The sequence below is a fragment of the Synechococcus sp. CS-1333 genome, from assembly GCF_025128015.1.
Classification (GTDB): domain Bacteria; phylum Cyanobacteriota; class Cyanobacteriia; order PCC-6307; family Cyanobiaceae; genus MW101C3.
This window is the reverse complement of sequence record NZ_JAHLYO010000033.1, coordinates 28,374-42,537: the sequence shown is the minus strand read 5'-3', so window position 1 is coordinate 42,537 and position 14,164 is coordinate 28,374. Positions and strand designations below refer to the sequence as shown.

12 protein-coding genes are annotated in these 14,164 nt (G+C 59.0%); 1 reads left to right on the top strand and 11 read right to left on the bottom strand.

Annotated elements, in window-relative coordinates; genetic code table 11:
• Positions 1 to 4 precede the first annotated feature (4 nt).
• Positions 5 to 1,504 carry a hypothetical protein gene (locus tag KQ303_RS13245; RefSeq protein ID WP_259730665.1) on the bottom strand — a complete coding sequence of 500 codons (1,500 nt, stop codon included), beginning with the start codon at positions 1,502 to 1,504 and terminating at the stop codon, positions 5 to 7.
• Positions 1,505 to 1,649: 145 nt separating this feature from the next.
• Between KQ303_RS13245 and KQ303_RS13240 the strand changes: the two genes are divergently transcribed.
• On the top strand, positions 1,650 to 2,534 hold the full coding sequence (locus KQ303_RS13240) for a glycosyltransferase family 2 protein (protein WP_259730664.1): 885 nt from the start codon (positions 1,650 to 1,652) through the stop codon (positions 2,532 to 2,534).
• 228 nt (positions 2,535 to 2,762) lie between these two features.
• Here KQ303_RS13240 and KQ303_RS13235 read toward each other — a convergent pair whose 3' ends face one another.
• The 10 genes from KQ303_RS13235 to KQ303_RS13190 form a co-directional block, all read right to left on the bottom strand.
• A complete protein-coding gene (locus KQ303_RS13235; RefSeq protein WP_259730663.1) occupies positions 2,763 to 3,932 on the bottom strand; it encodes a glycosyltransferase in 1,170 nt (389 codons plus the stop codon).
• Positions 3,925 to 5,196 (bottom strand): glycosyltransferase, encoded by a 1,272-nt coding sequence (locus KQ303_RS13230; RefSeq protein ID WP_259730662.1) that lies wholly within the window; start codon positions 5,194 to 5,196, stop codon positions 3,925 to 3,927. Before KQ303_RS13230 ends, KQ303_RS13235 begins: the two co-directional genes overlap by 8 nt.
• A complete protein-coding gene (locus KQ303_RS13225; protein ID WP_259730661.1) occupies positions 5,189 to 6,358 on the bottom strand; it encodes a glycosyltransferase in 1,170 nt (389 codons plus the stop codon). Before KQ303_RS13225 ends, KQ303_RS13230 begins: the two co-directional genes overlap by 8 nt.
• The gene (locus tag KQ303_RS13220; RefSeq protein ID WP_259730660.1) at positions 6,355 to 7,245 is read right to left on the bottom strand and encodes a hypothetical protein; all 891 of its coding nucleotides are present in this window, start codon (positions 7,243 to 7,245) and stop codon (positions 6,355 to 6,357) included. Before KQ303_RS13220 ends, KQ303_RS13225 begins: the two co-directional genes overlap by 4 nt.
• A gap of 142 nt (positions 7,246 to 7,387) precedes the next feature.
• A complete protein-coding gene (locus KQ303_RS13215; RefSeq protein WP_259730659.1) occupies positions 7,388 to 8,704 on the bottom strand; it encodes an O-antigen ligase in 1,317 nt (438 codons plus the stop codon).
• Positions 8,701 to 9,873 (bottom strand): glycosyltransferase, encoded by a 1,173-nt coding sequence (locus KQ303_RS13210; RefSeq protein ID WP_259730658.1) that lies wholly within the window; start codon positions 9,871 to 9,873, stop codon positions 8,701 to 8,703. Before KQ303_RS13210 ends, KQ303_RS13215 begins: the two co-directional genes overlap by 4 nt.
• A complete protein-coding gene (locus KQ303_RS13205) occupies positions 9,866 to 11,692 on the bottom strand; it encodes an ABC transporter ATP-binding protein (RefSeq protein WP_259730657.1) in 1,827 nt (608 codons plus the stop codon). Before KQ303_RS13205 ends, KQ303_RS13210 begins: the two co-directional genes overlap by 8 nt.
• Before the next feature lie 81 nt (positions 11,693 to 11,773).
• On the bottom strand, positions 11,774 to 12,823 hold the full coding sequence (locus KQ303_RS13200) for a glycosyltransferase (RefSeq protein WP_259730656.1): 1,050 nt from the start codon (positions 12,821 to 12,823) through the stop codon (positions 11,774 to 11,776).
• 53 nt (positions 12,824 to 12,876) lie between these two features.
• The gene (locus KQ303_RS13195) at positions 12,877 to 13,590 is read right to left on the bottom strand and encodes a heme oxygenase (biliverdin-producing) (protein WP_094513739.1); all 714 of its coding nucleotides are present in this window, start codon (positions 13,588 to 13,590) and stop codon (positions 12,877 to 12,879) included.
• Between the two features lie 77 nt (positions 13,591 to 13,667).
• Positions 13,668 to 14,132 (bottom strand): hypothetical protein, encoded by a 465-nt coding sequence (locus tag KQ303_RS13190; RefSeq protein ID WP_259730655.1) that lies wholly within the window; start codon positions 14,130 to 14,132, stop codon positions 13,668 to 13,670.
• Positions 14,133 to 14,164 lie beyond the last annotated feature (32 nt).

The window sequence follows — 14,164 nt, the reverse complement described above, 5'->3', positions numbered from 1 at the left end:
GAGCCTAGGGGGCCATGCCATCACCGAAAGCCATCTTCCGACGATCCAGCTGCGACGCGAAGGGATGATGGAGCAACAGTGCCAGGGCAACCAGGCTGAGGGGGATAAGAGGAGCGGAATAACGAATCAAAAAATGGGTTGAAAGTCCGTAGAACAAAAAGTAGCCAGCGGGCAACAGTGAGATCAGGATCCAGTCAGGCTTCCGCAGCCAGAGCCCAAGCAAAGGCATGAACACCAGGGAGAGCATTGCCACCCCATTCAGGATCGTGGTGCTCCAGCTGTAAGCGTGAGCGAAGGACCAGATACCCTTCCAAAGGAAAGCTGGGGTAACAAGCAGATGACGAAGGCTGTTGGCCTGAATGTTGCGAACAGCGATCTTCTTGAGAGCATTTTCCTGATCAGACAGTTGGTCGACAGGAAGATTTGCTTTGAGCTTTGCGGGCACCACGCGCTTCCCAACCTGATAGAAACTCACGACCTCATCCAAGCGGCCAGCGGTGATTGCACGCTGGTCACAGGGAAGATTGCGTGTGAATCGTTGTAGTGAGCCATCGCATTCCAGCTGACTCGGGGCAAAGCCGAGAAAGGGTTCAAACAGGTCCTCGCGCAGACGCTCTGGCGAGAATGCATAGAAGGCGCCTCGAAGCTCATCGGCAGTCATCTTATTGTAACTGGCACGGATGAGCAGCACATCGGCACCTCCGCGTGCCAGGGCGAAATCATTGAAGAGAAGAAAGTTGCGAGTCATCCATGGCACAGTGAACAGACAGATTCCCAGTAACAGAGCAGTGGCGCATACGAAGGGCCTCTGATGCCTCCGCTGCGCTTCTCGCATGATCAGCACGAGGATCACCGGAACGGCAATCATGCAGACGTACTGGCCGGAAGCCTTGGTGAGCAACACCAGCGAAATCCCACCGCCGGCGAGCAATGCAAGGGGGGCGCCAGGTCGACGTCGGGCCAACACCAACAGCACTGCACTCAGGACGAAGAAGGCAGCTGCCGGTAACTCCGTCTTGAAGTTCTCAAGCTCGGATGAAACCAAAAAGGACCAGCTACCCAGCAGCACACCCATAGCAACGATGTGGGCCAGCCAGGGCGGTCGAAACAACAACCAGCAGAGCCACCAGAGCCCCGCGAACAGCATGAGTGCGTACAGGAGATTCACCTTCAAAGCCTGCTCCAGGAGACCATGGTCTGCAAGGAAACGGGAGAATGGCTGAGGCAGACCAGGGCCTTTGGAGAGTGACAGCACGGATGCGAGGATCAGGTTTGGAAGGGGTTCACGCCTGTACCCTGGGATGGCTGGATTCTCTTCAAAGCCATAGGTGCCGCCAACCACCAAGTTGTAGGCAGCATGCAGGTTCTGTCGCGCATCGCCTCCCACCGGCTCCAGCCGAATCTCTTGGCCGGCCTCCAGAAGCAACCAGCAGATCAGGACCCCCACCACAGCCGCCAGAACCGATGCCCAACGCAGACCCGTAACCTTGGTGAGCCAGGGCAATCGCATATTCAGCGAAAACTCTGCCCCATCGTCGCATCCCTTCAACGTTGGATGGAGATCCTTGAACCAAGCGGAAACGAGCCGAATCCTTCATGCAGGCCAGGAAGATCGGTCGCCGGAGCGGGATCGGAATGATGGCATCACCATGGCGTCACCCTCGGTGTCGGTGATCATTCCCTGTTTCAACGAAGCCGGTGCGATTCGCCGCACGGTGGAGGAAATCCTGGCTGCCATTGACACCAGCGGACTCAAGGCCGTGGAGGTGATGGTGGTCGACGACGGCTCCCACGACGGCAGCGCTGAGATTCTTAGCGAGCTGGAGAATCTGTATGGCAGCCGGCGAATGCGAGTGATTAGCCATAGTCGAAACCGTGGCTACGGGGCTGCTCTGAAAACCGGCATCCGCCGGTCCCATTCCGAACTGATCTGCATCACGTATGCCGACGGCACTTACCCGAATGAGCTGATTCCTGAATTGGTCGATGAAGCCGCGGAACACGACATGCTCGTGGGTGCACGCATTGCCGAAGATGTCGAGTATTCGAAGCTGCGCACGATTCCTAAACTCTTCCTGGTCCCTTGGGTTTCCTTTCTTTCTGGCCAGGATGTGCCCGATATCAATTCTGGCTTTCGCTTTTTCCGTAGGGATGTTGCCTTGCGCTTCCTGGAATTACTGCCGAACGGATTCAGCTTTACAACCACCATAACGATCTGCATGCTGCGAAACAACTTCGATGTTGCCTACATTCCGATCAGCTATCGGCGTCGAATCGGCAATAGCCATATTCAGCCAATCAAGGACACCATTAATTTCGTTCATTTGATTAGCCGCACTGGCATGTACTTTGCTCCACTTCGGCTTCTCTTGCCGCTCGTGGTGGCGCTGAGCATCTGCTTCATTCTTAGCCTGTTCTATGATGCCTTTGTGTTGCGTAATCTCACAGATAAGACAATCCTCATTGGCTTTGCAGCTCTCAACATCCTGATGTTTGCCATGTTGGCCGACATGATCGACAAACGCAACATCTAAGTCGTTTCCATGCCTGATTCAGCTCACAGGGTTGGCCAATCAAGTTGGCGGAGCCAGAACCTGGCAGCGAACGGGCTGGGGGAAGGGAATCCTCCTTCCTCAGCGGATGCGGAGCCATTCCACGACGCTTGGAGCGACCAGAGCGGGCGATGAACCCCCCTGACCAGGTTGGGCTTCCGGTTGACAGCCAACTCACGCTCCCCCCTTTGTGGACCTGCCCAAACCTTCCTATTCCTTTTGGCCCGACCTCTCTGCGCACTGGCTCAGAAGGGTGGCCAACTGGTCGTGGTGATGGCCCGTCGTGAACCTGGTCAGGCATCGATGGCGGCCTCGATTGCCGAGCCTTTCGGCGAAGGCGGGGTCAGCAGCCAGGCGGCTGATCGCATTCCCCATCGCCTTCCAGTCCCCCTCGGGCACCAGGATCCCTGTCTCACCGTCGATCACCACGTCCGGTATCCCCGCATGCCATGTGGCCACGACGGGCAAACCGCTCAGCTGGGCCTCCATCACCGCTACGGGTGAGCCTTCCTGGTCGCCATCGGGGGCGGTGAGCGAGTGTTGGAGGAAGCCTCTGCTGTGGCGCATCAACTCCGCCACCTCGGCAGGCGTCCGCAGCCCGGCAAACCTCACCCGTTCGGCGATGCCCAGCTGGATGGCCCGCTGGTGTGCCTGAGCAAGCAGGGGCCCCTCCCCGACCATCACCAGCTGGAGCTCTGGCAAGTCCCTGGCAGCCAGGGCGAAGGCGGCCAGGGTGAGCAGCGGGCCCTTCTTGGCCACGAACCGACCGACACTGAGGAACAGGGGGGGGGCCGCGGCAGGATCGGCTCCGTGGAACACGGCTGGATTCGCCCCGGACGGACTCACCAGCACGGGCAGGGGGCTTGTTCGTCTGTGGGCCAGGCCCAACACCGTCTTCCGCATGATCTCCGACTTCACCACAGCTGCGCTCGAGAGCTCCAGCAACCGCTCGTAGCGCTCCTTCAGGTGGAACAGGTAGCGGTGGGCGGATGCATCGGCCCCCCGGAAATGCACGATCAGGGGAAGGCCGGTGGCCGGAACCAGTTCCATGATCTGCACCGCATGGAAGCCGAACTCCGCCAGCACCACAACGGGTTGCTCTATTCGGCAGATCCTGCTCACCAGCCGGGAGGGCAGCCAGGTGCCGAACCGCCTCACCGCTTGCGCCAGACATCTGGGCAGAGCCGGTGCCAGCCGATGGAGCGCCTTGCTGACCACAATCGAAAGGCCGTAGGCCGTCCGCAGCGGCGGGCCTGACCAGGGAATCTCGTCGGCGCAGACCACGACCGTGTCGAAGGGAAGCCCGGTGGCGTTGGCCCTGATGAAGGTTTCCGAGGGTGCCCTGAGGCTTGGCACCAGGAGCAGCAACCGCTCAGCCATCGGGCTGCGGCGCTGCGACGGGCAGGTTCAGAGCCCACCGCCACAGGGGCTCGATTTCCGTCCACTCCTGCGATGCCAACCGCTGACGGCCTGCTGACCCGAGCCGTGCACAACGCCGCTCATCGGACAGCAGGGCTTCGATCGCTTCGGCCAGGCACCCGGGGTTCTCGGCCGGCACCACGAGGCCGGTGCGGTCGTGCTCAACCAGCTCAAGCGGCCCCGGGGAGGAATCCGTCACGATCACCGGCAGACCGGTGGCCATCGCCTCCAGCAAGGCATTGGGCATCCCTTCGAACCGGGAGGGCAACACGAAGATCCTGGCCTGGTGGAAATAGGGAAGAACGGTGCTCTGGAAGCCCTCGAAGCGAACCTGGGCTGCGATCCCCAGGGACCGGGCCTGGTCCTCCAGGGCCCCACGCTCCGGACCATCCCCCACAACCACCAACCGCCACTCCCCCGAGGCTGGTGACACTCGGGCCATGGCTTCCAGCAACAGATCGAGTCCTTTCTGGGGCACCAGCCGAGCCACGGCGAGACAAACCTTCGACGGTTGGAGGTCCGGCCGTCCTGCACCGGCCAGGGATAGCCCGGGCGGCAGGGGGTTGGGCAACAGGCGAGCCTGGGTGAGGCCCAGATCGGTTTCCAGGGTCGCCAGCACCCCAAGCGTGTTGGCGGTGAGCGCATCGGCGCGGCGGTAAAGCAGACGCCGCAGACGCTGCCACGGGAAGCCAAGGGTCTGCCGGCGGGGATCGTTGCGTTCCGACACGGCCAGGTGGAGGGGCAGATCCCAGCAGGCCTGGCAGGCGAGCATGTTGGTCTTGGTGAGCAGGGCCAGCAGCCGGGGTGGTCGCTCCGCCAGCACCCGTTCCCGCAGCAAGGAGGCCTGGGGCCCGCCCACCCCACGCACCAGCCAACGCAACAGGCCGGCGCCCTGGGGAGGGCGCAACCGCCGGAGCCAGGGCCAGAGGGTGATGAGCAGGAACCAGGACGCCAGGCGCGGCAGCCACAGCTTGAGGAATCGGCGACCGCGGGCGAGCAGGGAGCGGTTCCACCAATCGCCGCGTCGGGCCGCCGCAACGGCGGCGCCAAGGTCGAGCAGCCGTACCCCGGCCGGCACCGCGTGCACCGGGGTCGGATCCGGCAGCAGGGAGACAACCGTGATCTGGTAGCCCTGCCCGGCGAAATGGGCAGCGGCCATCATGGCGACCTTCTGGGCACCCCCAGGGCCCAGATGGGGCAGCACGATCCAGAGGTCGTCAGCCATTGAGGGCCTCGACGAAGCGTTGTGCGAGCTGTGCGTCGCTGAACTCTTCACGGACGTGCTGAGCTGCCTGGCCCAGGCGGCGCCGCAAGAGGGCATCCCGGTGCAGGGTGATGATGGCGTTCGCCAACTCCAGATCCGAGGCTGCTTCGGGTAACAGCAGTCCGTTCTCCCCATCCCGGATCAGGTCGGCTGGGCCGGTCGGACAGTCGCAGGCCACGCAGGCGCAGCCCGAGGCCATGGCCTCCAGAAGAACATTGGGGAAGCCTTCGAAGCGGGAGGGCAGGATGAACATCTCGCAAGCCGAATACCAGTCGCCAATGTTTCCCACCACCCCTGGAAAGTGGACGCGCCCCATGGCTGCCGAGGAGGGGGGCAACAAGGACTGTAGGTCGGCCACTTGATCCCTACCGCGGTAGGGCTTGATGGTGAGTCCAGCAATCACAAGGTGGAGCCCTGGGCAGTCGTCAGCGATCAACGCAAACGCCCTCACCAAGCGATCGAAGCCTTTCTGAAACGCTTTGGTTCCAACTGCAAGAAGCAGGGCGGGTGGAGGCCCAGCAGTGCCTGAATCGTCTTGACGCAGACAAGGATCCAGAACAGTAACTGGATCCACATGAGGCGCAAATGAAGACAATGGCCAGCTCACCGAATTCGGCAGCAACAGCTGTGGCGTGGCGCCCAGATGCCGCCTGAGCCAATCACCGGTCTGATGGGTCTGCACGAGATGAAGGTCAGCCCTGCGGTAGGTGAGCCATCGCAGCAGGCGCCATGGCAGAGACGGGGGCTTGGCGGGTGGATAGTTGCGCTCAGAGATCCAGCACTTCAGCGGCAGACCCCATACCGCCAGGATCAGTTTGATCGCTGGAAGGGTAGTCATCCCAATGGCAATCTCGATTCGGTTGCGGCGTAGCCAATGCCGTAACGTCAGCACCCTCCATGGGAATCCCAGCCAGCCCAAGGCGGCCACCCAGGCTGGATCAGGGGCTTCAACCTCACGTAAAACACCCTCAGGGAGGGGGTAGAAGTCGTGGCGGGCCTGCCGCCGCGTGAGGACAACAGGAAGATGGCCAGCCTCGCGGCACCATTGCGCCATCCGCAGCGTCACGCGTTCAGCACCACCAGTCTTGAGAGAGTCGATGTAGAACGCCACACGCACTGTCATTGCGACGGAGCCAGGTAGGAAGCAAACATAACTCTGATCTTGGGGAGGAAACGTGGCTCAAATGTGGTCTTGATGATGAGAGTGATCAAGTGATGGATCTGCTCATCTTCCTTCGCAACCAACCAGCCCGTGCCATCTGTTGTTGCAACTGCCCCAAGCATCTCCCTGGCGAAGCCACGGTGATCTTCCTGAGCACTGCTGGCATCAAAGCAAGGCCTGTGGCAATGGTCGTGGACTCGGCGCAATCGATGACAGGCGAGCCGCCACCGCTCAGCATCCTGTTGGTGCCAAGCCTGAAGGGCTTCAATGGCCAGGCATCGCATCAGATTACGGGTAGATCTGTAGGCGCTATCGGGATCAATGGCCGTGAGGTCAACGCTGTCGATGATGACAGAGACTCGAATCCCCACAGACTCGAAGGAATCAATACTCCCCAGAGACAGATACAATCTAGAAAGTGCTGTGAAAACCGAAACCAGCAGCTTTGCTCGGTTTTCCCGGTTGGCGCGCTGGCAGATAAACACGCCTGGATCGCTCAACAGCTGCTGGACCAGCCGCTCCAGATCAGCAGCCGCATGCTCCATCAGTGGGAAATCATCAGTTGCAATCGCCTGGTAAGCAATGATGATCAAGGAATACCAGCGATAGTGCTCAGGAAGCTTGCTGCTGGCAGCGATCAACTGAAACAGAGCCAGTCGCTGCTTCAGATCACCAGGCCGCATTGACCGGCGAAAGAGAAGGCGATGAAGATAATGCGTATGGCCTGAGTTAAGCCATAGATCCTCAATCTTGCACACGGCAAAGGAATAATCATTCCGAGCCATTGCCTGAGGAATAATCGCGGCAAGCACCGCAGGATTGCGGGGCCACCGCTCCAGAAACCGCATCAAGAGCTGATAGGCAGCAAGCCGCCTGCCGAAGCAACGTAAGCCAGCAGCTATCGCTACAGTCACCCAAGCCAGAACCCATTCAGGAAGGTAAGTGCGGATTCGCCGCCTACTGGGCTGGATCATTGATGGCTTGAGTGCCTCACGGGATTGGGTCGGCTGTCAGTGAACTGTCTACTGACGGCTCAGAGGTAAGGGTGGCGTCCGCGGGAGCACTGAACAGGCACAGCGACGTGGCCGCCAGGAAACCGATCAAACACTGGGTGACTTGATTGGTGCGATAGATGGTAGTGGCGAGGGTGTTGAGCAGGAGCAACACATTGAGGGAAACAGCTACTTGAAAAAACGCAAGGTGTGAGGGCGTTGTGTCACATCGGGACGCAATGCTCTGGAATTGTCGCCTAAGACCCATGGAGACGAGAATCACCACAATCAGAAATGCCATTATGCCAAGCACACCAAGCTGGCCACCGATCTGAGCGATCGTGTTGTGAGCATGGCCGAATCCACCTCCTTCCCTCAGGTGGCTGCACATATCGTTTGCCTGTGGGCCGTAGCCCACACCATAAAGAAACCGATTCGCCCCAGTAAACATCAACGACAGCCAACATGCCCCCGCTCTCAGCCTACCCAGATCAGAAGACTGATTGATGTTCGCATCAGGGGCCAAGAAAAACCACCACGACCCAATGACCATGACAGCCATGGCAGCGGTGGCAAACACAACGGAAAGAAACTTTGAGGAGCCCCTCCTCCAGCGTGCAGCTACCCAACCAATCAGAAGAGCCACTGGCGGAGCTATCTGGGCAAGGCGGGAATCCGTGCTCACGCAGAGAGCATAACCAACAACTGCTGTCGTGGTGCCGATCAGACGCTCGAGGAACGATCGAGAGAGCAATGAGTAACTGGCCGAACTGAGCGTAAGAAGCATCAGGATCGTGGCAAAACGATTGATGCCTCCATGGCCATCCATGGTCGCCTCGTACACATCTCTAACATAGGTTGTGCTCCACAAGCTTGCGGCAGAATGATGCTGCAAAAAGTAGGCCATAAGCAGCAAGGGGGTGAGCGCCAACCATCCGAATGAAAACCTCCATGCGCGCAAGCTCTGGCTGGCACCGATCATGAAGCCGATGGCAATCAACAGGAAGGTCGTAGGCCCATCAATATCCTCACGGAGAACAATCAAGCGAGTGTTCACGAGTAGAAGAGCCAACAGAATGGCTTCCAGCGGAGGCTGCAAGGAGTGTGTCCTAAACTTGGCAACCATCTGATTGGTCAAGCGGATAGCCATCCAGATCACCAGCAAACCCAGCGCGGGCTTGCGTCCTTCAGTGAAGGAATGAAGTGTGATCACAATGGGAAGAATGCCGTCATAGGCCTGAATGGCCCAAAGACGCGACAGGAGCAGATTGGGCAGGCAAACAAGCAAATTCCAAACTTGATTGCGTTCGATCATTCCACCGAGGCAATGTTAGGAAGATAACGAAGCATGGCTTGCGTACGGCGATGATAGGTATGCTGAGCGGCACATTCGATACGCGCCTCAAGCGGGCATCCCAAGCCCTTGAGACTGTTATGCAGAGCGGCGAGGAATGAATCCACTGTTGGCTCGCAAAGAGCAGCAAACGGGCGATAACTCTCCAAAGCATCAATGGCCGAAGCCACAACCGGCAGCCCGGCGGCCAGATACTCAAAGAACTTCATGGGAAACATGGAGCGGGTGTATCTGTTGAAGCGAAGCGGCAGAAGGCCCACATCAAGACCCTTCATATAGGCAGGTAAATCATGATAGGACTTGACGCCAAGCCAGTAAACATTAGAACAATCCAGCAAGCCGGAAAGCTGGGTACTGGGATCACCCTCACCAACGGGACCGATCATCACATAGGACCAGCTTGGCGACGCCTCTGCAAGCTTGGCAAGCAAGTCAAGGTCAAGCTTGTAGGCACTGATGGCCCCCACAAAGCCGATTCGAGGTTGGGGGATGATGGCAATATCGCGAGGAATCTCAAGATCAGGCTCAAGTGCCTGCGCGAAGTGATTGTAGTCAGCAACGTTTGAGAAGTAGTACGTATTAGGATTATACTTACGACGACTCTCCTGAAGGGCAGGAGAGGTTACAAAGACAAGATCAGCAGCCCGACACAGACGTTCCTCCCACGCGGAGAGATCCAGATCATCCATGTCCGGTTGAGCCTGGATGTCATCTACGCAATGGTAAACCAGAGTTGCATACGGACCGGGCATTCCATAAGCAAGGGTCTTTGGATTGTAAGTCCATAACAATTCCGCTCGCATCCCCAGCCAGCGCCGAGCCAGAGCCAGACCGCCAAGCAAGATGAATCGGTTGATCCGAGTGGCAAGTTGACCACGAACCCCAGGCAAAACCAATGGTGACCAAACCCAGAGGTTGGGCTTCTGCTGCCGTGGCGGCATCAAGCCCTTGACTAAACGACGTAAAATTCTGCCAAAATCTTGAGCCTGACGGCGCGGTGCACGTAAACCCAGTGACTCGACATAAAGAACTCGATGACCAAGATCAGCCAACTCGGAAGCGACGTGTTGCTTATTGGTCCAAAGTAGTTGATCCCAATCTGCAGTGGCCAGAAGGGTGATGTCAGCCATTGTCCAGCGAAACGAGCTCCCTGAAGGTTTCCGACCTGGCCTGAAGTTGTTGATAATCTCCGTAGGCCCTAATCATCCCATCCGCAAATTCATAGATTCGATCGCAGTTCTTAACAGTGCTTAAGCGATGTGCAATCACAATTGTGGTGCATCTACGACCGATCAGCTCAAGCGAGTCTAAAACGCTGCTCTCAGTTTTATTGTCCAAAGAGCTTGTCGCCTCATCCAGAACGAGTACCTTGGCCTTCTTGTAAAAAGCCCTTGCAAGGGCGAGGCGCTGACGCTGTCCACCGGAGAGTCGCAAACCATTTTCCCCGATCATTGTATAGAGTCCATATGGCAACTCAGAGACAAACTCATTTAACTGAGCAGCTTCCAAAGCCTCCCAAACGGCATAATCATTGATCTCTTCCTCATCCACTCCAAAAGCAACATTTTCACGGATGCTCGTATCGAGCAGAACAATCGATTGAGGGACCATCGCGCAGCAAGCTTGCCAAGCTGGCGTTTCTTCATAAGCCAATTCAATCCCATCCAGCTCGATGCATCCCCTTTGCGGCTTATAGAGGGCAAGCAGGAGGTGGGCGGTGGTGGATTTACCTCCGCCAGTTTTGCCGACCAAAGCAACCCTTGACCCAATGGGGATCGTGATGTTGACTCCTTTGATCACCCAATCTTCCGAACTGGCATAACGGAACCAAACATCATTCAGTCTTATTGTGTGCTTAGGCATCACCCCAGCAGGAGAGGGGGTACCAGGGCTTAGAAGAGTGGCCCGTGACGCCTTCAGATCCAGCAGCTGTAAGGCATCCGAGATATCTGGAAGGCTGCCTCGAAACCGGTTGACAGATCGAAAAATCGACTGGATTGGGGCTGAGATTCTCAAGGCTGCAAACATGACAGCTGCCAATGCAGGCAAGGCTTGCTGCAGCTTTCTATCTGGATCCAACAAGATGGGAATAAGGCCAATCGCGAAGAGCATCGTGATTCCGGCCGGCTCAATGATGTAGCGAGGGATATCAGGCAGAAGCTTTGAAATTCTGTCGTAACGTTTTCCTGTGACTCCAATGGACCAGAACTTGTCGATGAATCGCTGCTCGGCCGCATAGAGCTGAACATCACGGATTGAACGAATAGATTCGACCAGCAACGAGTTGATTCTCAACGCAAACCGCAGCTTCTGCTTGGAGGCAAGCCTTAAGGGTGCAATCAGCAGTGCCGACACCGAGGCGTAGGCAGCAACGAGAGTGACAAAGAGAATGATCGCAACAGGGCCCAGGACAACTGCGACACCAATCGTAAGCACACCAACAGATAATGCGCTGGAAATCACTGACAGCATAGGCAGAATGATGTCATCAGATATCTTGCTGAGGATACGGTTGAGACGTGCAAGAAGGTGGGCAGACTTTTGAGCCTGGAAGTACTCGTAATCTTGCATCAGAATATTTGCATAGATCCGATTGCCGTAATCCGACCAAATCTGCGCGCTGAGGAAACTCTGTAGTGCAGCAGTGAGAAACTTTAAGCCTGTTGACAACCAAATCAAACCAATTAGGATGCTCACCATCCAAAGTGATTGAGAGGCTCTACCGCCGCCAAAGAACCAGATCTGTGGAATTCTGTCGGGCAGCTTGACCCCGCTCAAGGCACCCACAAGGCGAGCCAGAAGCCCAACGAAAACCAGATCCAGCAGGCCAACCAATAAAGAGATCACCAGCAAAGCGATCAGACCCTGCAGACGCTTTTTTGGCAAAAATGACAATAATCGGCCCAGTTGGGCCAGCGTCTGGCTTTGCAGCCCGGCAGGGAGGCTCAACTTCACTGAAATCGAAGACTCTGCTCAATGGCCCGATAACCTTATCGGTCACATCCGACAGGGTGCCTGCGTCCAAGCCAGTCACAGAACCGATCGTCCACGCCAGCGGCTTGTGAGGCTGCGCAGCTTGGAGAGGATCCTCATGGCTTCCAGGCTCGCGGGCGAGGGATTCCGCAGCGGCGGAGTGAGGGATGACAGCCGGTCCCAATGCTGGTCGATGGACTTGAGGGCCTCTGCCCAGCGGTACCTCAGTTCCTGCTCCGAGAACATGGACAACAGCCTGTTGCATTGGGCGGGGTCTGCCTGCCAATGGCCCGGATCAGCAGCCGCAGCAATGATTCGCTCTAGGTCGGCCTGGAGTGTGCCAAAGCCGATCTGGTGGCCAACCGCCCCCGGGTCAAGGAAGTCAGCCAGGGCATGGTTGACACTGCTGAACACCACACAGCCACTGGCAAGCGCCTCCAGTGGTGGAAGTCCGAAGCCCTCGCTGAGCCCTTCGCTGCGCCAGTAATCGGCCGAGTCGTAGAGATACACCTTGGCGGAGCGGAACAAGCCCACCAAGTCGTCGACCCAGCCGCTCTGCACCTCAACCCGGAGGCCTTGGGCCCGCAAGGCCGGCACCAGTTGCTGCAGCACGTAGGCGCTGCTCTTGCGAGCCTGCACCAGCACATCAATAGGGCGCCGGGCCACCAGGGCCGGATCGGCGACACTGTCGTCGTCCCCCCAGCTTGCATCAATGGCATTTGGCACCAGAAACAGCGGGTTGCGTGGCGCCCGATTTCCCCAGTACCCGAGCGTGTTGCGGCTCACCGCCAACACCGGCACGCCAGCGGGCAAATCAAAGCCATACCCAGTGCTATGGGCGTGATACGCCACCGCCCTGCCCCGCAGCAGGCGCAGCTGCCTGGGCACGTCAAACCCCCAGCTCACGATCCAAAGAGCCGAACCGGGTGCTCGCTCCTGGCGAAGCAGATCGGCCAGATAGGGCCTGCCGGGTTCCTTTCGCCGATAGGTGACCACCTCCGTGGGCACGATTGAAGCGGTGAGGCGGGCCGTTTGCAGTTCAACCTGAAGACCGCCACAGCGGAAGCGACCGCTGGTGCCGGGCACAAGGAAGCGAAGGGGGCGCAAAGGCGATCTGGCAGCCGCCGCTGACTCTGGCGCAGGGGAGGGCCGGTGCCGGCTCAGGCGGCGACGGCCTCGGTGCTGCCGGTGCGCTGGCGCCGGGTGAGGAAGCCGAACAGCACCTTGCCGATGGCGGCCACCAAGTTGCCTTCCAACTCCTGGAACATCACCATGTTGAGGTGGAAGGCGTGGTTGGCCTCCTCCACGATGCGATCGGCGGTGGCTTGATCGATCGGCAACTGATCGAGGCTTTCGCGATAGCTGGCCTTGAAGGCCTTCTCATCGGGAATGGCATCGAATTCGTAGAACCGCAGGCCATCGTGTTCGCCCAGGTTCATCGCTTTCTGAGCGATGTTCTTGAGGATCTGGCCGCCGGAAAGGTCGCCGATGTAGCGGGTGTAGTGGTGACCCACCAGCAGCTCGGGGGATTCTTTGGCCACCTGATGAAGGCGTTCCACGTACTTCTGGGCGCCCGGAGTGGGCTGCACCTGCTGACGCCAGCCGGCGCCGAAGTAGAAGGCAAGATCAGCCTCAAGAGCGCTGCGGCGGTTGAGGGCGTCGTGGGCGATAGGCCCCACCACCGGGTGAGACTTGAGGGCGCCGATCTCTTCCTCCATCGCGCTGTACACGAAATAAAGGTCGGCAACCAGCTTGCGGTAGCTGATCTTGTCGACCACCCCTTTGAGGAAGCAGGTGACGAAGCCGGTGTTCTCGGCCATCGTGTGCGCCTTTTTGGTGCCTTCGCGCAACTGTGAAGCAAGGGCGACAGCCATAGAAGCCGGTGTGCCGTAGGTCGTGGCCAACAAGTTAGGGCCGTGCCGCCGGCACGGGCGGCTCAGGTTGCGAAGGGTTAAGCGGCCTCGTCGCTGGCGGCGGCGGCGGCTGGCCCCTCGCCCAGCAGGGCGAACAGGTCACGGCAGACGAGCCGCAGCTTCTCCGCCACCTCGGGCTGGGGCAGGTTCACGCCACTCGCTTCCCAGTCGCCCACGGTGGCGAGCCGCCACTGCTCGCCCTGAAAGGTCATGCCGCTGAGCAGCACCCCCAGCAGCCGCGGGGTGCCGCCGCCACCGGCGACCGGAGCCTCGGCGAGGCGCAGCTGCATCAGCAGGCTGCGGCACTGCAGGCGGGGGCTCCAGCCGGGGAAGTGGAAGGCCAGGTCCACCGAGGCCTGCTCCTCGAAACGGCGGGTGTCGGGGTCGTCGCGCCAGGGGGTGAGATTGGCGCGGGCATCAGGGAAATGGCGCCGGAACAGGGCGGCGGCGGAGGCGATGGCGTGGGCCATCTCCGGACTTCGGGCCAGGTCTGCCGCATTCATGGCGTTTCCCCTGAGCAGAACAGCGGATGGAA